At 69.5% G+C, this 24,699-nt stretch carries 6 protein-coding genes and 1 tRNA gene; 1 reads left to right on the plus strand and 6 read right to left on the minus strand.

Annotated features, from left to right (window positions below):
* Nucleotides 1–119: 119 nt before the first annotated feature.
* From TSB10P1A_RS01450 to TSB10P1A_RS01470, 5 genes are read right to left on the minus strand one after another with little or no spacing between them, the layout of a single operon-like run.
* On the minus strand, nucleotides 120–890 hold the full coding sequence (locus TSB10P1A_RS01450; protein WP_186386129.1) for a thioesterase II family protein: 771 nt from the start codon (nucleotides 888–890) through the stop codon (nucleotides 120–122).
* Nucleotides 890–2,530 carry an alpha/beta fold hydrolase gene (locus tag TSB10P1A_RS01455; protein ID WP_186386130.1) on the minus strand — a complete coding sequence of 547 codons (1,641 nt, stop codon included), beginning with the start codon at nucleotides 2,528–2,530 and terminating at the stop codon, nucleotides 890–892. Before TSB10P1A_RS01455 ends, TSB10P1A_RS01450 begins: the two co-directional genes overlap by 1 nt.
* Complete coding sequence (locus tag TSB10P1A_RS01460; protein WP_186386131.1) at nucleotides 2,520–3,644, minus strand: Gfo/Idh/MocA family oxidoreductase; 1,125 nt, start codon at nucleotides 3,642–3,644, stop codon at nucleotides 2,520–2,522. Before TSB10P1A_RS01460 ends, TSB10P1A_RS01455 begins: the two co-directional genes overlap by 11 nt.
* Complete coding sequence (locus TSB10P1A_RS01465) at nucleotides 3,634–10,284, minus strand: beta-ketoacyl synthase N-terminal-like domain-containing protein (RefSeq protein ID WP_186386132.1); 6,651 nt, start codon at nucleotides 10,282–10,284, stop codon at nucleotides 3,634–3,636. The genes TSB10P1A_RS01460 and TSB10P1A_RS01465 overlap by 11 nt, the downstream gene beginning before the upstream one ends.
* Nucleotides 10,285–10,318: 34 nt before the next feature.
* Nucleotides 10,319–22,927, minus strand: coding sequence for a non-ribosomal peptide synthetase/type I polyketide synthase (locus tag TSB10P1A_RS01470; RefSeq protein WP_186386133.1), 12,609 nt, complete (start codon nucleotides 22,925–22,927; stop codon nucleotides 10,319–10,321).
* Nucleotides 22,928–23,339: 412 nt separating this feature from the next.
* On the opposite strand from TSB10P1A_RS01470, the gene TSB10P1A_RS01475 reads away from it, so the two are divergent.
* The gene (locus TSB10P1A_RS01475; RefSeq protein ID WP_186386134.1) at nucleotides 23,340–24,344 is read left to right on the plus strand and encodes an AraC family transcriptional regulator; all 1,005 of its coding nucleotides are present in this window, start codon (nucleotides 23,340–23,342) and stop codon (nucleotides 24,342–24,344) included.
* Between the two features lie 169 nt (nucleotides 24,345–24,513).
* Here TSB10P1A_RS01475 and TSB10P1A_RS01480 read toward each other — a convergent pair.
* A tRNA-Met gene (locus TSB10P1A_RS01480) sits at nucleotides 24,514–24,590 on the minus strand.
* Nucleotides 24,591–24,699: the final 109 nt, after the last annotated feature.

Genomic DNA, 24,699 nt, shown 5'->3' on the forward strand with positions numbered 1-24,699 from the left:
GCTTACCCCGACCACAGTTCGGCCTTAATTGCCCCTCGCAAGGTCTGCCACCCGGATCGGCCCTGCTTCAGCCCCGATCAGGGCCTTTCGTGTCCCTCGTGCGAACCGTTGCCCGCATGTCACGCCAATCCCGCATGGCGGCGCAGCCGCGCGAGGACGTCGGCAAGCACCGATGGCTCGGAGAGGTAGAAGTGATCGCCCGACAGATCCGCCCGCGCGAACCGGGATCCGCAGACCGCTTCCCAGGCATCGACGTCGGCCGCCGACACTTCCGGGTCGTCCTCGCCGCGCAGGGCCAGAACGGGGCAGCCGATCCGCGAGCCCGCCCGCAAGGCATAGGTTTCGGTCAGCGCGAAGTCCGCCCGGATCGCCGGCAGGAACAGCTCCAGCAGTTCCTCGCTTTCCAGCACCTCGTCGCTGGTGCCGCCCAACCGGCGCAACTCGCCGACCAGCATCGCGTCGGACATCGAGTGGCGCCACGGACGCGGCGTCGGCAACTGCGGCGCCCGGCGGGCCGAGGCGATGAAAGCCGATGGAGGCAGGCCGCGCGCCTGCAGCACCAGCCCCGCCTCGAAGGCGACGAGGGCGCCGAGGCTGTGCCCGAAAAGGATTACGGGGCGACCGGCCGGGACGGCGCTGCATAACGCAGGCACGAGCCCGGCCAGCACCCCGTCGACACCGGTGCTGGCGGCTTCCGAAAAGCGACGTCCGCGACCGGGCAGTTCGACCGGGCAGACATCGATATCGGCAAGCAGCGGATGATCCCGCCAGCCATGAAAGAAGGATGCGGCTCCACCGGCATGGTGGAAAGCAAAAAGCACCGCCCGTCCTCGCCCGTCCGGCAGGCCGAAGGGGAACCAGGCGGGAGCGACGCGAAGGGGTGCGTTCATCATGCGACCTCCACCGGCCGAAGGCCCTGGCTGAGCTGCGCGGCCACGGCCTCACGCACCGCATCCGCGACGGCAGGCGCATCGTCGCGCGCCATGAAATGCCCGCCCTCGAGCCGGCGATGGGTGAAGCCGCCAGCGGTGCGCGGCCGCCAGCTTTCCACGGCCTCCTTTGAGACGAGGTCGTCCTGCGTGGCGGACAGCGCCAGCATCGGCGCGTGGATCACCGCCTCACTGCGATAGCTGGCGGCCATCGCCGTGTCGCCCTCCATCGTCGTCTGCAGCGCCGACAGCATCTCGCCGCTCGACAGGATGTTTTCCGGCGTGCCGCCGAGCAGCCGCAGCCGGGTTTCCATGCCGTCCTCCCCGAAGTAGCTGCGCAGGTCCGGCAAGGGCTGGTGCGGGCCGGGACATACGCCCGCGACCACCAGCGACGGTTGGCAGGTGCCCTCCTGCTCCAGCCGGTGCGCCAGTTCGAAGGCGATCTTGCTGCCGAGGCTCCAGCCGACGAGAACGAGCGGCGTCTCGCGATAGGGTCTCACTCTCGGCAGCAGCGCCTCGACCGCCGCCGACAGCGTGGTGAAGGGAGGCTCGGCGATCCGTCCCTCGCGGCCGGGAAGCTGAACCGGCGACACCTGCCAGTCGCGTGGGAATTGCGCCTGCCAGTTCTTGAAGGCCGAGGCGCCAGCCACCGCATGGGGAAAGGCCAGGATATTGACGTCGGCTCCACATCTTGGACCGCCGAACGGAAACCAGTCGGCGCGCTCGGCGAGAGACGCACGCGCCTCGTCCAGCAGCGCTTCGATCCGCGCCGCGCGCTTTTCGAGCTGCCCCGTATCCACACCTGCGAGCCCGCCCTCGCCGCGCCGCCAGCGGCAGAGCAGATAGGCGATGGAGCCGCGGTCGAGGCAGTCGTACATCGCCGATCCGGGAGCCGCGAAATAGTCCTGGACCTCTACCGCTCCCCTGCTGCCGGCAAGGCGCGCCATCAGCCCGGCGGGCATCCGGTCTCGCGCGCGGCAGACCTGCCGCGTCACGTCGCGCAGGCTCTCCAGGACGAAGCCCATCTCCTCCATCGTCTCGATGAACGGGCCGACGAGTTCCGCAGGCCAGAGATCGCCATGCAGGAACAGCCCGCCGGGCGCCAGCACGCGGCGGACATGGCGCAGGAAGGCACCCATGTCCGGATAGGCGCCGGAAGATTCCAGGTTGAGGACAACATCCTGGCTGCCGTCAGCCAGTGGCACGGCACAGGCATCGGCCACCTGCAGGCGCACACGCCGCCCGGAGAGCAACCGTCGGGCGCCGGCGATGTTGTCGGCGCTGAGATCGAGGCCGACCGCGAAGAGCGGACGGTAGTGCCGCGTCACGACGTCCAGCGCGCCGCCACGACCGCAGCCGATGTCCGCGACCCTCAGGCCGTCGAGCGAGAGGGGCCCCAGCAGTTCGGCGACGAGACGCTCGCAGGCGTCGTTGGCACCCGGTTGCGCAAGACCGGGCACGGCACCATCGGCAAGACCGGGAACGGGCTCGTAGCCCCAATTGAGGAAATGCGCATGCCCGTCCAGCCCGGCTTGAACGAAAGCGTCGTCGAGGGCGGAATAGGCGCGGCGCGTACGGTCTGCGGCCGGTTCAGTCGGCATCGGTAAGGGTCCTTGCAAAATCGACGGGATCGGGATGCGGCGGCGGCGGCACGGGCATGGCGCGTTCGTGCGGAGGCCCGGCCTGGCGCAGCACGGTCAGCCAGGCCTTGCCGAGGTCGGCGAGATAGGCGTCCGACTGCCAGTGCACGCTGCCCGGCGTTTCGATGGCACGGCGCAGCTCGGCGAGCGCATGGCCGATGGCCTCGGGGAACTCGGCATGCACCACGTCCCAGAACGGCGCGCCGGCGGGCGAGCCCAGCACATGGGCGCTCGGCTGCGTGAAGTGGCGACAGCCGGCATGGCGCTCCGGCGACAGCAGATAGGAGCTCGCCTCCCCGTCCTGCCGGTAGTCGGGCGCATAGAGCGAGTGGCTCCATACGACCGGGCCGAAACTGTTGACCAGATTGACGGTCCCTTCCGGCCAGCCGACTGCCATGCGGTGCATGACCAGCGAGTGATGGTCCGGGTCGGACGGGTCGAGCCAGGATTGCAGCATCAAGGAGAAGGGAACGCCGCCGACCCGCCCCTGGAAAGCATGGAACGGCAAGGCCTCGGACGGCGGAACCAGAGGCCCGATGCATTCGAGCCCGACCAGCGAGCCGAGGCTGCGCCCCAGGCTGTCGAGCGCCGAATACAGTAGCTGCGGACTGGTGGTGACTTCCGCAAAGGCCGCCGGCGCCCGTTCGCCCGCCGCGCTCGCATAGGCGATGAAGTGCCGGAACGCCGGCAGATGCGGGTAGAAGCTGTTGACGTGATAGCGCACGCCCGCGGCTTCCGCATGCCGGCGCAGCGAGGCTACCTCTCCCGGATGGACGGGATGTTCCTGCAGCACGTGAATGCCGCGCTTCAGCAATGCCTCGGCAAGGCGGGTGCCGTCGCCGCCGAACAGCGTGGTGCGGACCACGACGCAGGCCACGTCGATATCGGCCGGCAGATCTGCAACCTCCCGGTAGAGCGGCACGGCGAGATGCGCAGCAAGCGCACGCGAGCGCGCCCCGCCCCGCGCCAGGATACCGGCCAGCCGGACATCCCCGCCGAGCCTTGCGATCGCGGCAAGATAATGCTCGCCGAAGCAGGTGCCGCAGACGACGACGTTCAGCACCTCACCCGCCATGACCGATACCTCCCAGCCAGGCGCGCAGGCCGAACTCGCCAGCCGGTGGTTTGCTGGTGCCGACCAGATCCGCCAGCGGCAGCGACCAGGCCTCCTCGCCTCTCGACAGGATCGCCAGCACGGTGTCGAAGACGGAGGCAGCAAGCCCTTGCGGAAACAGGCCGGCGAGCTCGTCGATGTTGCACAGCAGCTCGCGCTCCTCCTCCAGGACCTGGAAATGCAGCGCAACCTGCGGCTGGGCGGCGTATTCGTAAGCTGGCATGCCGAGCAGCGGGTCGGCGCTTTCCGGCAGCGCATAGGCCTGCCGCACGCCGAGCAACGACGTCATCGCCACCGGGAACATCAGCGTCGGCAGGTCCTGCGCCGCATTCGCCTCGGCAAGCCCTCCGCACAGCAGCGGCGACAGGTTCTCGCGGATCGCGTCCTCGGTCCGCTGCATGAGATCGCCGAAGGTCGTCACCCTTGAGAAGTCGAACGGCACCGCCATCGCCGCGCTCGCCTCGCAGGCGATGTTCATAGCTTCCGCATGCAGCGGCTTGCGGTCGGGGTAGGCGAGTTGCAGGGAGAACCGCTGCGTGTCCGCCGACCATCCGCGCAAACCAGCGGCGAAGGCTGCAAGCACCAGCGCCGTGCCGGACACGCCCCGGCCGGCCGCCGCATCGCGAACCGAAAGCCAGGAGGCGCGGTCGAGCGCCCGGCGTTCGATGGCGAACCGCGGCGGCAGCGTTTCGGGCAGCGCGGCAAGCGGCAGGTCGGGCGCCGGCGGCAAGGCCGCAAGGCGCTCGCCGGCCGCCTTGCGCGCCACGGCAGAGGCCTTCGTCTCGCCCAGCAGTGCCATCCCGCTCATGTAGTCAGTGGCCGAAAAGCCAAGCCGCGGCAGTTCCCGCTCAGGATCGGCCACATGGCGGCCAAGCTCGCGCAGCATCACCTGGAAGCTCTCGATATCGAGGAAGGTCGTGTCGATGTCGAAATGCAGCCGAATGCGGCCCTCCGGCAGCAGCGAGGCACGCCATTCGAAGAACGGCCAGGCAGCAAGGTCGAAGGCCTGTGCGCTCATGCGCCGGCGGGTGTCCGTGAGCCGCTCCCCCCGCTCCGCATCGGGCAGGTCGGAAAGGTCCTCGCGGACGATCGGAGGAACCGGCCCGACCTCGGCAAGCACCGCCCTGCCCTCGCCATCGATCGACATGCGCAGGGCCGGGTGGCGGTGGACGAAACGGGCCCAGGCGCGCTCGAAGGCGTCGAGGTCGAAACTCGCCGTCTCCTTGTCGTATTCCACATACATGTGCCGGGCCGTGCCGCCGAGCGGCACATCGCTCCGCCGGCCCAGCCACCACGCCCGTTGCAGCGGCGACAGCAGCCAGCTCATGCCCGGGCGCGCTGGCACCGGTGCGAGATCACCATTCGCGAGTGCAAGTCCTTGGCGACTGGCAGACAGTTCCGCGAGCGCTGCACGAAGAGATCCCGCCTCGGCGTCCTCCCGCAAACCGCCTTGCGCCCGGATTCCCTCCACCAGTGCGGCGACCGTGTCGAAGCGCATGGCCGCCTCGCCCGACAGCCGCAGCCCGGTTTCGGCGGCGAGCCTTTCGGCAAGATCGAGGAACAGCAGCGAGTCGAGCCCAAGGTCGATCAGCCGGCTCTCGGGGTGCACCGCATCCAAGGGAAGCGACAGGAGGTCGGCAATCAGCGTCCTGACGATGCTCTCGAGGTCCGCTCCGGCCGCCGCCGGCATCTGGCCGCCCGCCTCGCGCAAATGCTTCGCGAGCGAGGCCGGCGTATGATCCTGAAGGGCGAAGCCTGCGGAAAGATCGAGCCCGAGCTCGCCCTTCACCGCCTGCGCCAGTTCCAGCATCATCAGGGAATCGACACCCAGCGACAGCAGGCTTGCCTGCATGTCGATCCGCTCGCGCGGAAGAGCGAGCAGGCTCGCCAGCCGTTCGACAAGCCAGGTCTCGACGCCGAGAGGTTCGACAGCATCCCCATGCGCAGGCGCCGGTTCGCGGGCCGGTGCGGCCGGCGCCATTCGCGACAGGGCCGGCGGCAGGCGTCCGCCGGCGGCGCCCGTCAACGCCTGCCAGTCGACATGCAGCGGGCTTGCCACCGCATGCCCCCGCTGCAGCGCCGTCTCCATCAGCGCCAACGCTTCGGCCGGCGTGAGCGTCAACATGCCCCGGCCGGCGAGGTCCCGTGCGAGCTGTTCCCGTTCCGCGCGCCCATCCTGCCAGTATCCCCAGGCAAGGGCGGTCGCGGCGACCCCGTCCGCGCGCAAGGCCGCCGCCAGCCCCTCCAGGGCGGCGTTGGCAATGGCATGGGCCGCCTGGCCTGCCGGCCCGAAGACGGTCGCAGCCGAGGAGGCAAAGACCACACGCGCAGGCGCAAGGCGCGCAAGATGCCGGCACAGGGCTTCGGCCGGCCGCAGCTTGGGCGCCAGCACCCGCTCCAGCGCCGCCGCATCGAGAGCCGCGAGCGGCCTGTCGTCAAGGTGCCCGGCGAAGTGGAAGAGCGAGGCAAGTCCCCGCCCCTCGATGCCGGCGAACAGACGGTCGAGATGGTTCTCTTCCGTCAGGTCCACCTCGCTGTCCACGGTCACCTCGACCCCGGCGGCGGTCAGCGCGGCGATCCGGGCGGCCTCGACGTCCGACGGAGCGCGGCGCGCAACGAGGCGGATGCTGCGCGCGCCTTTTCCGGCGAGCCATTCGGCCGTCGCCAGGGCCATCGGCGCAAGGCCCCCAAGCAGGAGGTGAATACCGTCCCGTTCGATGCCGAGCGGTGCTGCAGCACCATCCTCCACTACCAGACGGGGCACGAAACGCCGCCCCCGGCGCAATGCGGCAACCGCCTCGCCGTCCTCGACGAGGCAGGCCCGATGCAGCGCGGCATCTGCGTGACTGCCATCGTCGTCGACGAGCCGCACCGCCAGATCCGGATATTCCTGAGCGGCAACCCGCACGAGGCCTGCAATGCCGGCCAGCAACGGCGCTTTCGGCCGGTCCCAGGGAACGACGGCCAGCGCCCCGTGCGTCAGCAGCACGAGCCGGCACCCTGCCTGCGAGGCCTCGCGAATGAGTTCGGCAAGGCCGGCATGGAGGATAGCAAGGGACAACCCCTCATCGACATCCGCGAGATCGACGAGGCATGTGTCGCCGGCGGACAGTCCCGGCGGTACGAAAAACCCGGAGGCACGCGAGATCACCGCCGCGACACGCCCCGCAGACGCGCGGGAGTTGGCAGCCTCCCAGCGCCAATGGCAGAGTTGGGGGCGCGTCGCGGCGGCGGCCGGCCGACCCTTGCGGAGATTGTCGATCCACAGAGCCGGCCAGTCCGATGTGTCGAAGACGGCGAGGTCCAGCCCGCCGTCCTGGCGCGTCCTGACGGAAAGGCGCGCGTCCGACAGTTGCCCGCACGTACCGCTGACCGCATCGACGACAAGCGGGCCCTGCCCGGCCAGTTCTGCAAGCGCCGGGCGCAAAAGCTCGGCAAGCGGGCCGACAACGATTGCCGCGCCCTCCTGAGGCAGGGGCGGCAGCGCAGCGCCGGCAAACGGGACGGGCCTTGCCGTGATAAGGCGCGCGCCCTCTTCCGTCGCAAGGGCGAGCTCATCGGAGGCAGTGATCCAACGCGCGGCCTGCGGTGTTCCGGCCGGCGCAAGCTGCACGCCTTCGAACCGCCAGAACCCGTCGCCGGCCCGCGCGGCAAGGTCGGCAAGCAGGCCCGCTGCATCGGTGACGGGCACCGTCTCCGGCTGGCGCCTGGCGAGCACGGACGCCGAATGCGCAGGCGGCGCTCCGTTCCGGGCAAGAAGAATGCTCTCGCCGATGGCGCCGTCCTTCTGCTCCGGCGGCGGGAAGGACGACCAGTCGGACCATCCCGCCTCGGTGAGGAACGTCCCCCAGCGGGCAAGCGAGGGGAACAGTTCGCCGCCGCGCGCCTCGATGTCGTCGAGCACCGGCACCAGTGGCCCGAAAACGAAGTCGAACAAGGGCTTTGGCTGCGAAATCTCACGCATCAGGAGGACACCGCCCGGCGCCAGCAGGCGGCGCACATCGGCGAGAACCCTTGTCAGGTCGCGGCCGTTATGCAGCACGTTGGCCGCCACCACGAGATCGTAGACGCCCGGCTCGAAGCCCTGGGCGGCAAGGTCCTTCTCGATGTCCAGCGTCGCGAAGTCGAGGAACGGAAAGGCGGCGAACTTGTCGCGCGCCTTGCGCAGGAACAGCGGCCCGATATCGGTGAAAGTGTAGCGGGTCCGCCGCGCCGGCAGGACCGGCAGCAGCGACGAGGTCGTACCGCCGGTGCCCGCGCCGATTTCCAGGACGCGCAGGGGCTTGTCGGCCGGCAGCGCTTCCACGACGGCCGCGACCGCGTCGGCGGCGAGATCGTTGAGGAAGACGCTGTCGCGCTGGCGCTCGTACATGTCCTCCACGTCATCCATGGCAGCGGACGGGAACACCAGCGACACCGCATCCACCGCGCCGGTCAGCATCTGCGCCAGCTGCGGACCGACGCGGGCGACCATGCCGGTCAGGCGCCGGTAGCCGCGCGCAGCCATGTCCGCGAGAAGCGGCTCCGCCTCGTCCATCGGCGGCGCCTTCAGGACGCCGAACCTGTCCCCCTCCCGTTGCAGAACGCCTTCGTTCACGAGATCGCGCAGCAGCCGGGCGGTGAGCTGGGCGTAGTGCGGAAGGATGCCGCCCGCCGCCATCGCCTCCTCCACCGAGCGCCAGACACCACCGGCGAAGACGCCGAGCCTGTCGAAGGCATGGGCGACATGGATGGCGTGCAGGCGCGCGACGGCCGCGCCTTCCGCGTCGAGCGACGACCAGTCATGCTCGGCCGCGCGCAGCCGCGAAGCCTCGCCGAGACTGGCGATCAGTTCGCGCCAGCCGTCCCCCCGTTGACCTTGCGCGCCCGGCCGGGCAATGCGGCCGCCAATGCGCGGGGCGATGGGGGCGACCACGCGCGGCCCGGCGGGGCCGGCGGGCGGCTGTGCCTCCATCAAACCGGCACGCCAGAATGACGCCGCCGCGTCGCTCGACCGCGCGAAGGCCTCGTCCTCGCCGCCGGTCTCGGCAAACAGCGACAGTGTGCGGGCAAGAGCCAGCCCGTCTCCGCCGCCGATCTCCAGCCGCATGCCCCCTGCGCCGGAGTGCTGGCGGACGAGCATGTCGCAATACCGCGGCAGCTCGCCCTGATAGGCGCCTTCCAGCAGCAGATCCGCATGGGCTTGCGACAGGACACGCAGCGCCGGCAGGTCCGGCGCCGCGAGGGCGAGCCGCAAGGGTCCTTCGGCCTTGCGCGGCGCCGGCTTCAGCGGTTCGGGCAGGTCCTCGACGATGACATGGCAATTGGTCCCGCCGATGCCGAAGGAGCTGACGCCGGCGATCCTCGGTCCTTCCGGCCAGGCCTGCAGGGCCTGCGGCACGATGAAGGGCGTTGCGTCGATTTCCAGCGCCGGATTGGGCTTGCGAAAATGCAGGCACGGCGCGATCAGCCCGGTGCGCACGCTGAAGGCGGCCTTGATCAGCGCGCCGATGCCGGCGGCGGTGTCGAGATGCCCGGTATTCGCCTTGAGCGCGCCGAGCGCACAAGGATGATGACGCGGCGTGTCGCGTCCGAAGGCCTCGGCCAGCGCATTGAGCTCGATCGGGTCGCCGAGCGGCGTGGCGGTCCCGTGCGTCTCCACCATGCCGATGCGGTCCGAGGTGACGCCGGCCAGCGCCATCGCCTCCTCGATCACCGCCCGCTGTCCAGCAAGCGAGGGCGCGGTGAAGCCGGCCTTGTCGGTGCCGTCATTGTTGACCGCCGATCCGCGGATGACCGCGAGGATGCCGTCGCCGTCCTCCAGCGCCCGGCGCAACGGCTTCAGCAGCACGACGCCGACGCCATTGCCGATGAAGGTACCGGAGGCTTCCGCATCGAAGGGCCGGCAAGTCCCGTCGGGCGAGAAGATCATGCCCGGCTGGTGGAAATAGCCGGCGGCCATCGGGAAGGTCAGCGCCGCCCCGCCGGCCAGCGCCAGATCGCATTCGCCGCTGCGCAATTGCTCGCAAGCGACATGGACGGCAACCAACGAACTGGAGCACGCCGTCTGGACCGTCATCGCCGGCCCCATAAGGCCCAGCTTGTAGGCGGTGCGCGTCGCCAGATAGTCCTTGTCGTTGCCGATCAGCCGCTGGAAGGTCCGCGACTGGCCGGCGGACAGCACGTCTTCCGGCTGCGGCATGATGAAAGTGCTCATGCGCGCGGACCCGAAGACCCCGACGCGCGTGCCGGCGACCGAATCCGCCAGCCCTGCCATGTCCAGCGCCTCGCGCGAGCAGGCGAGGAACAGGCGCTGCTGCGGGTCGATGGTCGCAGCCTCCGCCGGCGAGTAGCCGAACAGTCCGGCATCGAAATGCTCGGCCTCGTCGACGACGCTGGCAACGGGGACGAAATCGTCTCGTTCCAGCAGCGCGGGATCGAGACCGGCGGCGGCGAGATCCTGCGCGGTCACCCGGCGCGACAGTTCCTCGCCATCGGCAAGCCGCCGCCAGAAGGTGAAGGGATCCGCCGCGCCCATGAAGCGGCATCCCGCCCCGATGATCGCGACCGGTTCCACGTCCTGGTAGATCTCGGTGAAGAGGCTCATGTCGAAAGCGCGCATGGGTCTGCCTGACTGAAATGAGGGAATTGACGGATCACAGCTCGCGCACACGGCGCCGGCGCTCGGCATTGGCCCGCCCCGCCGCCCGGCGCGTGCCTGTACGGCCGACCTCGCCGGCAAGGGCCGGCTCGGGCGCTCCGAGATGACCGGCGAGTGCTTGGACGGAAGGATGAGCGAACATGGCGACGACCGGAAAATTGTGCCCCAGAGCCTTGCGCAGCTTCTGGTGCAGCCGCAGCAAGGTCAGCGACGTTGCTCCCAGCTCGAAGAAGCTTGCCTCGCGGTCCGGTGCGTCGATGCCGAGCTCCTGCGCCAGCAGGTCGGCGATCAGATCGGCAATCTCCCAATCGACAGGAGCGTCGACAGGAGCACCGACCGCGACGGCTGGTTCCGTCTCCGGCTCGCCACTGGCCGCGTCCGACAATGCGCCGGGAGCGGCAGGATCGACAGCGGCAAGCAGGGCCTGCCAGGCGTTCGCATCGCTCGCCAGATCCGACAGCATCCGGCGATAGGCGTCGAACACGCCTTCGATCCACTCGCCGTCGAACAGGCCTTCGACATAATCCCAGTTAAAGGCGAGTTCGCCGTCCCGGTCGACGACCTGGTGGTCGATCCAGACCTGCGGCGTCTGGGTGATGCCGCCGGTGAAGCGACCCAGCCAATCCGCCGTGCTGCCGTCCGAGGCTGTATTGTCGACACCGACACCGCTGGTGAAGACCACGGGAACGGCGAGCGCCTGTGCATCCGTGCCGCGCCTTGCGGCCTCGCGCATCACCCGCACTGCCGAAACCCGGGCGTGCTCGAGATCCTCCATCAACCGGTCCTGCAGGCGGCGTGCGGCTGCGGCGAAGCCCTCCCCTTCGCGTGCCTCGAACGGCACCAGCAGCAGCGAGGTGAAGTCGCCGACCAGAAGGTCGATCTGCGGATGGATCGGATCGCGGCGGAACAGCGTCAGGTTCACGCTGAAGCGGTCGCCGCCCCCACCGCCGCGCAGGCTCGCCGCATAGGCGGAAAGAAGCGCCGCGTTGGGAGACAGGCCGGTCGCCGCCGCGTTGGCGCGGAACGCGGCCCACTCGGCGTGCGACAACGTTCCGGCAAGACGTGCAAAGCGCGGCGGCGTCAGGTCCTCGGGCCTGCGCCGCAGGGGCAGGCTCGGTGCGGGCGGCAGATCCGGCAGGCGGGCGAACCAGTGCTCCAGGCTGGCCGCATGGGCGGGCGAGGCTTCCTCGCGCTCCCAGTGCAGCACCACATCGCGGAAGGACAGTTCCAGCGGCGGCAGCACGGTTTCCCGGTTGCGGGCAAGCGCGGCCCATTCCGAGAGCAGCATGACCATGCTGCGCCCGTCGCAGACGAGATTGTCGAGGCTGACCAGCAGCCTGACGCCGCCACTGTGCTTCGCCATACGCACGTCGAACAGCGGCCATTGCGCTGTGTCATAGACCCGGTGGCTCATCTCCCGGCGCTGGCGCTCCAGCCAGTGCTCGAGCGCCGCCTCGTCTCCCTCAGTCAGATCCGACGTCATTGCCGAAAAGACCGGAACCTGCGGCAGGATCCGCTGGTTGCCCTCCTCGTCGATCACCGCCCGCAACATGCCGTGCCGCTGCACCAGCCGGTTCCACGCCCAGCCCAGCGCCTCGGCGGAAAGATCGGTGACGTCGATCTCCGCGAAGATGTGCGTCGACACCCCTCCCAGCGGAAACAGCGGCTGGCGGCCGATGAAATAGGCCTGCTGCACATCCGTGAGCGGGAACGGCTCGAACTGCGCGTGCGGGTCGACGGAAAGTTGCACCGGCGCCTCGCCGGAGGCCTCCTGCCCCTCCCGGCCCAGGTCGTCGAGATGGGCGGCGAGTTCGGCAAGGTCCTGCATCGCAAAAATGCTGCGCAGCTTCACCTTGCGCCCGAAGACCGCTCGGATCCGCTCGCTCATCCGCACGGCGATCAGGCTGTCGCCGCCGGCCGCGAAGAAATTGGCATCCCACCCGACCTGATGGCCGAGCAACTCGCTCCAGATCGCGGCAAGCCGGCGTTCACTCTCGCTGCGTGGTGCCGCGATCGCCTGGTGTTCCGGAGCGGCCTCCCCCGGCAACGGCAGGCGCTTGCGGTCGACCTTGCCGTTGGCCGACAGCGGCAGCGTCGACAGCGGCACGACCTGACGCGGCACCATATAGGCCGGCAGCACGCCTTCGAGATGGCGTATCACCCGCTTGGGACGGAACCGCACCGCTGGGTCGACGTTCCGGGCGACCAGAACGGCGAGATCGCCGTTGCCGGCGGGATCGAGGGCCATGGCGGCGTCGAAACCGGCCGCCCCGAGGCTCTGCGTCCAGGCCGGCGCTGCCATCAGCGGCAGCCCGCTCTGCTTGCGTCCGTCCGCCAGCCCGGCAAAACCGCGCTCGATCACACCCGCCGTCAGGTCGATCATCGGGCCGTTGACGGTCAGTTCCACCGCCAGCAGGTGTCCGGCCGGCTTCAGCAGCGAGCGGACATTCGCCAGAAGGTCGCCGACATCGCGCGCCCGGTGCAGGGCATTGAAGGCAAGGACGACGTCGAAGCTGTTTGGTTCGAGATCCGCCGGCATGGTGCCTTCGGGCTCGAAGACCGCCGTTCCGGCGGTGGCTCCGCCCGGCAGGTTTCGCGCCGCCTCGGCAAGCAGCAAGGGCGAAGGATCGGCCAGCACGAGATCGACCAAGGCGTGCGCAGGCAGATCTCCCGCTGCTCCGGTCAATCCGGTCAGCCAGTCGCGAGAGGCGACGCCGGCGCGGGCGCCAATCTCCAGAACGCGCAGAGGCCGGCCGGCCGTCTTCGCCATGGCCGCGAGCCCTTCGCCGATCCGGCGATGGACATCGACCGCGCAAGGATGCAGCCGGGCCAGACGCTCGGGACTGAGATCGGCCCCCTCCGCGTAGAAGAGTTCCAGCGGATCCGTCTCGCCGCGCAGCACGGCGGAAAGCTCCGGCATCAGTCCTTCGACGCGAGCGAGGAGGCCGGAGGCAAGTCCCGCTTCCCCGGCCTGGCGCTCCAGATCCTCCCAGGCCGGCGGCAGCGCATGGGCCGCGAACCGCGCGCCGTCGCGCCTCAGCACGCCTTGCCGCTCCAGATGGGCGAGCCAGCGCGGTAGCAGCGCCCGGAAGTCGGCGGCAAGGCCGATGGCGGAGGCCGCATCCTGCGGATCGAAGGACTTGTCCCCTTCGCCGAGCAGCCCCGCTTTCGCGAAGAGGTCCGCGAGCATCCGAGCCGCAAGCCCGGCCTGCCAGTCCGCGTAGGCGCCTGCTCTGCCCTCCGGCAAGGCGGTGCCATCGATACCGCATGCAAGACTATCCCCGAGGGACGCGGCAATGGCCGCGGCCTCCGCTAGGTCGGCGGCAAGCGTCTCATGGAAATCCGGATGAGTACCCTCCAGGCGCAGCCAAGCAACCAGCCGTCGCCCGCGCTCCTGCGAGCCGACGACATCGACCACCGCGTCCCTTATCCCCGCATGACCGGCCAGCGCGGCCTCGATGTCCCCGAGTTCGATGCGGTGTCCGGCGATCTTCACCTGTGTATCGCGGCGGCCCAGGAACTCGATGATCCCGTCCGGCCAGTAGCGCGCCATGTCCCCGGTCCGGTAGAGCCGCTCGCCGTCCGGATGGGCGATGAATGCGGCTTCGGTCCGCTCCCTGTCCCCCTCATAGCCGAGCGCCAGACCGACGCCGCCGATATGCAGGTCGCCGATCACCCAGTCGGGCCGGTCGCGCAGGCGTGCATCCAGCACCCGGTAGCTCTGGTTGGACAGCGGCGTGCCGTAAGGGATCGACGTCCAGCCGGGACGCACCTCCTCCACCTCGAACCAATTGGACCAGATCGAGGCTTCCGTCGCCCCGCCCATGGCGATGAGCCGTGCGCCCGGCACCCGCTCGCGCAGGATCGCCGGCAGTTTCAGCGGCACCCAGTCGCCCGACAGCAGGACGAGGCGCAGGCTGGAAAGGTCGGCCTCCGTCTCGCCGAGCAGCAGGTCACAGACCGCCGGCACCGAGTTCCACACGGTAACGCCGTGGCGGGCGATCAGCTCCGCCCAGTGCGAAGGGTCGTGCGTTCCCTCCGGGTCGGGCAGCACCAGCGCCGCCCCGGCCGCAAACGTACCGAAGAGGTCGTAGACGGAGAGGTCGAAGCCGAGCGCCGAGAAGCCGAAGATGCGGTCGTTTTCATCCACATCGAAGCGGGCGTTGATGTCGAGCACCGTGTTGGAGGCCCCGCGATGGTCGATCAGCACGCCCTTGGGCATTCCGGTCGAGCCGGAGGTGTAGATGACATAGGCCTCGTCGGAGAGTGCGCGCCCGCTCGCCGGGTCCGCTTCCTCGTAGCCTGTGCAGGCCTCCTCGTCGGCGAGGACAAGTTTTCCGGAGAATTCCGGCAGGCGGTCAGCCAACCGGGCCTGCGTCAGTGCCAGCCGGATGTCGCTCGTCTCGACGATGCTGGCAAAGCGCGGCGAGGGCATCGCTGGATCGACGGGGACATAGACGCCGCCCTGGGAGAGGATGGCGAGGCACGCGGCGGCCTGCTCTGCCCCTTTCTCCATCAGGACGGCGACACGCTCGCCGCGGCGGATACCGGCCTGGCGGAGCCCTCCGGCAAGACGCCGGACCCAGCCGGCCAATTCGGCGTAGGAGTAGGACCTCCCCCCGGCAGCCAGCGCCAAGGCTTGCGGCCTGGCCTGCGCATTGCGGAAGAACGGTGCGTCCAGCAGATCGAGCGGCAGCTCGCGTGCCGTTTCGTTGACGGCGCGGCGCACCTGTCTCTGGCCCTCGGGCCTGAGGTCGCCGACGGGCTCGCCCCACGCCGCCGCCTCGTCCGCCAGCCGCTCCAGCACCGCCCCATAGGCCGTGAACATCCCTTCCACAAGCCCTGCCGGGAACAGCCCGTCGACCACATCCCAGTTGTAGACCAGCCCGCCGTCCTGCTCGCCCGCCTGATGATCGAGCCAGACCTGCGGCGTCTGGGTGATGCCGTGGACAAGCCGGCCGAGCACATCTCCTTCGGACGTGCCCTTGGTGGGGTCCTGCATGCCGAGCTGGCTGGTGAAGACCACGGGCGCTGCGAACTGCCGGCCGGAACCGCCGCGATTGAGCTCTCGCAGCACGTCGACCGCGCTGAAGGTCCGGTGCTCCAGCGCCTCGAACATGCGCCCCTGCACGTCGCGCAGGCGCTCGCCGAGCGGCATGGCGGTGCCGAACTCGAGCGGAAGCAGGGTCAGGCAGGTGAAGTCGCCGACCAGCCGGGGCACGTCCTCGTGCAGGGCGAGGCGGTCGAAGATCGTCAGGTTGAGCGAGAAGCGCGCCTGGTCGCTCCAGGCGGCGAGCACCTCGCCGAAGACGCCGACCAGCAGGCCGGCAGGCGTCACCCCGACCGCGCGGGCCTGCGCCTTCAGAGCCTCCCAGCGAGCTGCGTCGAGACCGGCCTGCAGCCGCGAAAAGCGTGGCGCGCCAATATGTTCCGGCGCACGCGCCAGGGGCAGTTGGGGGCCCTGCGGCAGCTCGTCGAGCTGCGCCAGCCAGTAGGTTCGGTCGGTCTCGAAGCGGCGTTTGCGCTCCGCATCGGCTGCCGACTTGGCCAGCACATAGTCGCGGAAGGAGATCGTGAAGGGCAGCAGCCCGGCGGCCTCGGCCGAGCCAGCCCGGTAGATCGCCTGCCATTCCTGCCAGAGGATCTGGCTGCTCATCGCATCATTGATAAGCATGTCGATGGAGATGTGCAGGCGGTCGCGGCCGCCGGGCATACGTGTCACGCGGATGTCGAACATCGGCCAGGCCGAGGGATCGAGCACCTGGTGCGACAGGCTCTCGCGCATCTCCAGCAGGTGATAGGCGATCCGGTCCGGATCGGCGCCTGAAAGATCAGTTACGTCAATGCGATATCTGGGAACGTCGGCGAGGATGCGCTGGCGGCCCGTGTCGTCGACGACCAGTCGGAGCGCATCGTGACGAGCGATCAGCAGGTTCCAGGCGTCCTCCAGCCGGGCGATGTCGAAGCGGGTATCCGGCTCGGTTTCCAGATAGGCGTGGCAGGCGATGCCCCCGAGGACATGCCGGGGATCGCGGCCGACCCAGTAAGCATACTGCAACTCGGTGAGGGGGAACGGCTCGTGGCGGGCATTGGCATCGGCAAGGATCAGGCCCTGCCCGCCGCTGCCGGCCGAGGTATCCCCGCTCCTCGGTGCCGGCTCCGCCTCTCCGGCGAGGTCGACCAGATGGGCGCGCAGGCGGCCGGGTGTCGCGTTCTCGAAGATCGCCCGCAGCGGGCAGGCAAGCCCGAGGTCGCGGGCGATGACACGAGCGAGATCCATCACCAGGATGGAATCGAGACCGAGGCCGATGAGGTCCGCCTCATCGCTCAACACGCCGGCGTCGACCTTCAGCACCTCGCGCAACGCCGCATCGACGAAAGCGCCAACCGTCTGACGGCGCTCGTCTTCCGACAGGCGCGACCAGTCCGGATGCTCGCCCTCCACCGGCCCGGCAAGTGCCGGTGCGACACGGGCCAGCAGGTCGCTGCGCCCGAAGGCGCGATAGAGCGGCGCGAAGGCCTGCCACTCCACGTCGACGGCGACGACATTGCCGCCGGGGCCGGCGACGAGCCGGTCCAGCGTGGCGATGCCGCGCGCCGGCTCGAACTTGTGGATGCGGGCGCGCCGCAGCAGGTCGAGCAGGTTGTCCTCCAGGTCGGAGAGCCCGCCCTTGCCGCCCCACGGCCCCCAGGCGATGGACAAGCCGGGCAGACCACGGGCGCGGCGTAGGCGCACAAGGGCATCCTGATAGGCGTTGGCAGCGCCGTAATGGATCTGGAGGCGCGATCCCCAGACGCCGGAGATGGAGGAAAACAGCACGAAGGCGACAAGGTCGGTGCGGTGTTCGGTCAGGCGATGCAGCACCTGCGAGCCCTGCATCTTGGAGCGCAGCACGGCCGAGAAATTCTCCTCCCCCAGCTCCTCCAGCGTGTCGAAAAGACCGATGCCGGCGCAATGGAAGACGCCGCGCAGGGGCACGTTCTCCCCGTCGATGCCAGCAAGGACGGCGGCCATCGCCGCCTCGTCGGCGACATCCGCCTCGACATGGCGGATGTCGACACCGGCGAGCCGGAGCCGCTCATAGGCGGCGCGGACCCTCGGGCCGGGCGCGCTGCGGGCGGTGACGACGATATGTCGGACGCCTTTTGCGGCCAGCCACTCGACCACATGCGCACCGGTGGCACCGGCTCCGCCGCATACGAGATAGGCCCCGTCGACCGGCAGGCTCGCAGCCTCTTCCGGCGCCGGTGCTTCCATCGCGGTTATGCGCGGCGAGAACCAGCCGTCGGCGCGCGCCTGCAGCATGTCCTCCTGCTCGAAAACGGCATCCAGCCGCGGCAGGAGATCCGTGAATATCCCGGCCGGATCGCAGTCCGGAGCGATGTCGACGAGCAGGATCTGCAGGTCCGGGCATTCGATCGAGAGCGAGCGTGCCGCGCCCCAGAACGCAGCCTGAAATGGCGCATTCGTGCCGTTTTCGCCCTGTGCGGAGCGGGTCGGAAGCAGGATGCGAAATTTCTGCGAAAGCGACTGCAAGTTTTGGGAAAGGCGTATCAACTTCCACAAGATCGAGACCCCGGCCTCCGCGTCCCCCCTCCCCCCATTCGCGTCAAATCCGTCGAGCCAGACGATGATGGCTTCGGAGTTGCCGATGCCCTCGCCGTCACTGCCGCAAGCGGTGATATCTCGCCCTTGCGCGGCCGCGCGGACGGTCTCGACAAGGTCCGGCGACCCGCCGACCGCAAGCAGCGGCGCGACGGGGATAGACGCGGCGGCGGGAGCCGCCGGGGGCAGGTCGACCTTCTCCCACTCGACCCGGTAGAGCGGCAGCTCGCCGGAGCTGTCGCGCCCCGGTGCCGGCAGGGCGGCACGGGCCGGCTGCGAGGCGCCGTAGTCGAGCCAGTAGGACTTGTGCACGAAGGGATAGAGCGGCAGGAGCGAGGGCCGGGCGCGCTCACCCCGGAACACGGCGGCGCGGTTGGCGTCGACGCCGCGCCGGTAGAGCGCGGCAAGGCTGCGGCGCAGCATCAGGCCGTTGCCGTCGTCCGGCGCGGCGCTCGCCAGGAACAGGGCACCAGTCAGATCGTGATGCTGGGCCTCGCGCTGCGACAGCATGGTCAGCACCGGTCGGGGGCCGATCTCGATGAACGTGTCGAAGCCTGCCTCGAAAGCACCCCCCAGCGCCTCGGCATAGCGGACGGTACGGCGGGCCTGGGTGCCCCAGTAGTCGGACCCCGGCGCCCGCTTCAGCGCCGCTCCCGTCACGGTCGAAAAGACCGCGAGGCGCGGGTGGCCAAGTGCGATATCCCCGGTGACCTCGGCAAAGGGCTCCAGCATCGGCTCCATCAGGGCCGAGTGGAAGGCGTGCGAGACATGCAGGCGGCGGGCGCTGATGCCCTGCCCTTCCAGCAGGGCCGCCAGTTCGTCCACCTTGTCCTCGCTGCCGGCAAGGACGGCATCCGCGGAGGAATTGACGGCGGCAAGCGACAGGCCATGCTTTGTGGCAAGGGCTTCAGCCTCGTCCTGCGGCAGGCGGACGGCGAGCATCGCCCCGGCCTCCGGCAGGTCCTGCATCAGCCGGCCGCGACGGGCGATGATGCGGGCCGCGTCGTCGAGTTCCAGCATGCCCGCATGGACGAAGGCGGCGAACTCGCCGATGGAATGGCCGATGACAGCCGCGGGCTCGATGCCGAAGTCGCGCCACAGCCGCGCCAGGGCGAACTGGACGGCGAAGAGCGCCGGCTGGGCAAACTCCGTGCGCCGCAGTTCCTCCTCGCCGGCGGAGAAGACGAGATCGCGGATGGAGCGGCCGAGATGCGGCAGGAGCGCCGCGTCGGCGCGGTCGAACGCCTCGCGGAACACCGGCTCGGCGTCATAGAGCCCCTGGCACATGCCCGGATATTGCGCGCCCTGCCCGGTGAAGAGGAAGGCGATGCGGGCAGGTGCGGCCGGACGATCCTCGCAGACCGCCCGCTCCAGCTCGGCAATGAGCCCCGCCGCATCGCCGGCAGCAACCGCAACCCGGTGGCCGGCCTCATGGTCGCGGTGATGGGCCGCCGCATTGACCAGCGCGCGGGCATCCGTGCCCGGCTGCGACAAGCGCTCGGCGAAGGCGCGGCGCAGACCGTCCGCCGCCTCGCGGCTGCGGGCGGAGAAGGCGAGAAGCAGCGGCGGCCGGCCCTGCGTACTGCCCTCCGCCTCGCTCCCTTCGGCCTCCTGTGCCTGTTCTGGCGCCTGTTCCAGCAGGATGTGGCCGATGGTGCCGGCAAAGCCGAAGGAGGTGACGCCGGCGCGCCGGACGGAACCCCGACGCGGCCAGTCGGTGGCCCGGTCCGGCACCACGGCCGGGATCTCGCCGAGGCCGATCTCCGGATTGACCTCATTGAGATGGAGATGCGGCGGCACCTGCCCCGCCTCCACCGCCAGCACCGCCTTGATCAGGCCGGCAATGCCGGCGCCGGCTTCCAGATGGCCGATATTGGTCTTCACCGAACCGAGATAGAGCGGGTCGTCCGTCGGCCGGCCGGCGAAGACATCGCGCACGGCGCGATACTCGATGGGATCGCCGAGGCGGGTACCGGTGCCGTGCAGTTCCAGATAGTCGATGTCGCCCGGCGCCAGGCCGGCGCGCCTCAAGGCGGTGTCGATCATCCGGCGCTGCGCGGCGGCGTTGGGCGCGGAGAGGCCGGCGCTGGCGCCGTCCTGCGCCAGCACGCTCTCCAGCACCACGGCGCGGATCGGATCGCCGTCGCGCAGCGCGTCGGACAGGCGCTTCAGCACCACCATGCCGAGCCCCTCGCCGCGGACATAGCCGTCCGCCGAGGCATCGAAGGTCTTGCAGCGCCCGTCGGCGGCCAGCATGCCGGCACGCGCCAGCACCAGGTCGATCTCGGTCAGCATCTGCAGCTTCACGCCGCCGGCCAGCGCCACCCCGCATTCGCCAAGGCGCAGCGCCTGGCAGGCGCTGTGCACCGCCGCGTGCGAGGCGGAGCAGGCGGTGTCGACGGCAAGGCTCGGCCCGTGCCAGTCGAAGAAGAAGGAGAGCCGGCCGGCAGCGGCGGCAAAGGCCGTGCCGGTGCCGTAATAGGGATCGAGATGCGAGCGGTCGCCGGTGGCAAAGGGAATGTGGCCGTAGTCGCCGGTGCCGATGCCGATGAAGACGCCGGTGTCCGTGCCGGCAAGGCGGGAGGGCGGAATGCCGGCATCCTCCAGCGCATGCCAGGCGGCCTCCATCAGCAGGCGCTGCTGCGGATCGGTGTTGATCGCCTCGCGCGCGCCCATCCCGAAGAAGGCCGCGTCGAACCCGTCGACGCGCGTCAGGCAGGCGCCGAAGCCGGGGATCTCCGGCTCCGGCGCGAACCGCGCGGGGCTGAGCGGCCGCACCGCATCGCCGCCCTCCATCAGGAAGGACCAGAAGCGGGCGGGATCGTCGAAGTCCTCCTCGCCACCGGGAAACAGGCAGGACAGACCGACGATCGCCAGCGGCTCTGCGCGAGGGGCACGCGACGTGTGGGCCTCGGCAGCGGAAGCGGAGTCGACGACAGGAGCGTCGCCGCCCGCCTCGCTGCTCGCCGGTTCGGCACGGGCCAGCCAGTCGGCCAGCGCGGCGATCGTCGGATGGTCGAAGAGGAGTCCTTCGGGCAGTTGGCGGCCGAGCCGGGCCTCCAGGGCGGCAATCGCCTGCGTCGCCGCAAGAGAATCGAAGCCGAGGGCGAAAAGGCTCGCCTGCGGGTCGATCCGGCGGGCCGAGCCGAGGCCGAGCGCCGCAGCGGCGATCTCCGCCACCAGCGCGTGGTGGTCGGCGCCCGCTGCCGCCGGCTGCGGGGCCGGCCCGGTGTCGTGCCCGGTGGCCTGCTCCCGGACCGCCGGCACGAGTTCGCCGGCAAGATAGGCGCGGCGCATCTCCGCCCGCCGGACCTTGCCGCTGGTGGTGCGCTTCAACGTGCCCTTGCGGATGAGCACGACATCCGCGAGCGCAAGGCCGTGCTCGCGGGCGATCACCTCGCGGACGGCGCTGTCGACCTCACGCGGGTCGAGCGACCCGTCGCGGCGCACCTCCTGCACCAGCACGACCGCCTCGTTCCCGCGCTCGTCCTCGACGGCGAAGGCCGCCGCCGCGCCGCCGACGATGGCCGGATGGACGCCGACAAGACTGGCCTCAAGGTCGTTGGGATAGTGGCACTGGCCGCGCAGGATCATCATGTCCTTCAGCCGGCCCGTCACATAGAGATGGCCGTCCTGCAGGAAGCCGAGGTCGCCGGTGCGCAGGAACGGCCCTCCCCGAGCGAACTCCCCCGGCCCGTCGGCGAGAACGGCGCGGAAGGTGGCGGCGGTCGCCGCCTCGTTGCCCCAATAGCCCCAGGCGACCTCGTCGCCGCCAACCCAGATCTCGCCGACCTGTCCCTCGGGCAGGGTCCGGAGCGTTTGCGGGTCGACGATCCGCACGTCCTGGCCGTCGGTCTCCGCGCCGTTGGAGACGTAGACGCGTGACCCGGACGCGCCGTCTGGAACCGCAATCGCCCGGCCGTCTTCCAGTGCGGCGGCATCGATGGAAAGCAGGCGCGGGCCGTCGGGCTCGAACCCGGTGGTCACCAGCAGCGTCGCCTCGGCAAGCCCGTAGGCCGGGCGGATCGCCGCCGACCGTAGCCCATGAGGAGCAAATGTCTCGCAAAAGGCCGCGACCTGGCGCTGCAGCACAGGCTCTGCGGCGGGAATGAAGCTTTCCAGTCGGCTGAGATCGAGGCTCGCGCAGCGCTCGGCGTCATAGCGCTCGACGCAGGCATCCATCGAGAAGGCCGGACACGGCATCATGCCGGCGCCTTCCGCGGAGGCGACCTCCAGCCAGTGGAGCGGGTCGGCGACGAAGCAGGTCGGCGACAGGATCACCGCCTTGCCGCCGGCGACCAGCGGCGCGAAGACGCCCATGATCAGCCCCATGTCGTGATAGAGCGGCAGCCAGCTGACGACGACGGGCCGCTCCTTCGGCGCCAGCAGGCGCGAGATGAAGCGCAGGTTGCGCATCAGGGGGGCGTGGCCGTTGATCACGCCCTTCGGCTCGCCGGTCGAGCCGGAGGTGTATTGCAGGAAGGCGGTGTCGGTGCCGCGAAGGGGATCCCCCTGCCAGGAGCACCGCTCGCACGGCGGATCGAGGATCAGGACGCGGGCGCCGATCTCCCGCGCGAAGGCGTCGAGGGCGGCCTGCGACTGGCGGCGGATCTCGTCGGTGGTGACGATGAAGCGGGGCGTGCAGTCGGCGGCGATCGGCCCGACCTTGCCGAGCACGCGCCGGACGCGCGAGGGGCCCGGCAGGTTTACGGGCACGCCGATGACCCCGGCCTGCATGCATCCCAGCAGGGCGACCACATAGTCGATGCTGGAGGGCAGCAGGATCAGCGCCCGGTCGCCGCGATGCCCTTCGCGCGCCAGACGTGCGGCGAGCGCCCGGGCGCTCGCCGAAAGCTGCGCGTAGGTGAGCGTCACCGGCTCAGCTCCAGCGCGGGCGCGGAAGTCGAGCGCGATCTCCTCTCCCCGCTCCCCGGCCCAGTGCGCAATGGCATCGACCAGCGTTTCGACGGCGGGAATCTGAGACGAGACAACGGACATGCGTGAACTCCAGCTAACCTGTCGCAGTGCGATAACCCGCTGTTTTCCCCTAGCGAATGGCGCATTTGGTGGAACAGGCGGGTTTCGTGGGAGCGCGATTAAATGTTGACTTTTTCAGTCAAGAATTGGAGATCATGGGTGTGCCCGCTACCCCGATCCGGGCCGGCAAGGTCCCAATCGGATACTTATTTTCGCGTGCACTCGTCGCCCTGGTCACCCGAATCTGAAGTTCGTCACCTTTGGCGGCATGCTCCGAACGAACTTCAGATTCAAAAAGGGTGACCAGCAAGTCTATGTTTCTAGTGTGGTTTTCGAATTTGAAATACGCTCTGGGCGTGCCGCCGAAGTGAGGCGTATTTCAAATTCACCACACTAGGCACTTTTCTGGTGCACAGCCCCGGGAGAGGTTCGAATGGCTCTGAACATCGAAGAGCGCCCTTTGAGCCAGGCTGCCAGCGAGCTCGATCTCGCGGCCCGGCAGCCAAGCCACAGCGGCCTGACGGAAACGGCGATCGACGGAGACTTCCGCCGCTTCGGCATCCGCCTCGGGCTGGAACTGTCCGTTTATGACCTGCGGTTGCAGGACCGCTTCCGCCGGACGGCCAACATGGCGCCGGGCCTGACCATCGTCCTTCTGCAACACGCCACCGGCAGCAGCATCCTCAAGGCGCTGGACGGCGATCCACGCGCCGTGCGGCTGGACTACGACCCGCGCTCGGCGCTGATGATCTTCTCCAGGACACCGATCTGCGGGGTCTACGACGTGCCGGCGGACACGCGGTTCCGCGGCATCGAGATCCGCGCCAGCGAGGCGTTCCTGCGCCGGCTCGACGCCATGGTGCTGTTCGAGCAGGCGCTCGGCGGGCATCCGCTCACCGTCGCGGCCACCGGCTCGTTCTGGGTCGGGCGGTTCCCGGCAACGGAGATGATCGACGCGCTCGCCGCCGGCCTGGTCGCCAGCGGGCTCGACCGCTGCTGCGAGGATCTCGCCATCGAGGCGCGCTGCCTCGACCTGCTCACCGCCGCCATCTCGATGGTGCGCGAGCCGCTGTTCTGCCAGAGGACCAAGATCCTGCGCGACTCGCGCAAGCTCAACGAGGCCAAGAACACGCTGCTGCGCCAGCTCGACCGGAGTTGGACGATCCACGACCTCGCCACCTGCGTCGGCCTCAGCGAAAAGCGGCTGAAGGACGGCTTCCGCCAGCAGTTCGGCCTGCCGGTCTACAGCTTCCTGCAGAAGTCGCGGATGGAGGAGGCACGCACGCTGCTGGCGCGCGACGGGGCGACGGTGACCGAAACGGCGCTGGCGGTCGGCTATGCCAACCCCAGCCGATTCTCGCAGTTGTTCCTGCGCGAATACGGCATGACGCCCTCCGACTTCGTCCGCGGCAAGCGGCTGGAGGCATCCGGCACATAGAAGGGATGACCGGTATCAAGCCCGCTCGGCAACGAGATGGATCGCAGCGGCGAGGGGCGGCACCTCCGAACTGTTTGCATCAATGATTATTCGGTGGCTATTGGCGCTCAAACGCAAAAAGCCCGGTTGAGACCGGGCTTTGTAACATTCTGATTTTATGTAGGAAATTTGGTTGCGGGGGCAGGATTTGAACCTGCGACCTTCAGGTTATGAGCCTGACGAGCTACCGGGCTGCTCCACCCCGCGATGATATTGTTATGTTTTGTAGGGATTTTTTGCGCTTTGCGGGCCTGGCGGCGACCGACTCTCCCACGTCTTGAGACGCAGTACCATTGGCGCTGGGGCGTTTCACTTC

This window comes from Stappia sp. TSB10P1A (assembly GCF_900185725.1).
In the GTDB taxonomy this organism is placed as follows: Bacteria; Pseudomonadota; Alphaproteobacteria; order Rhizobiales; family Stappiaceae; genus Stappia.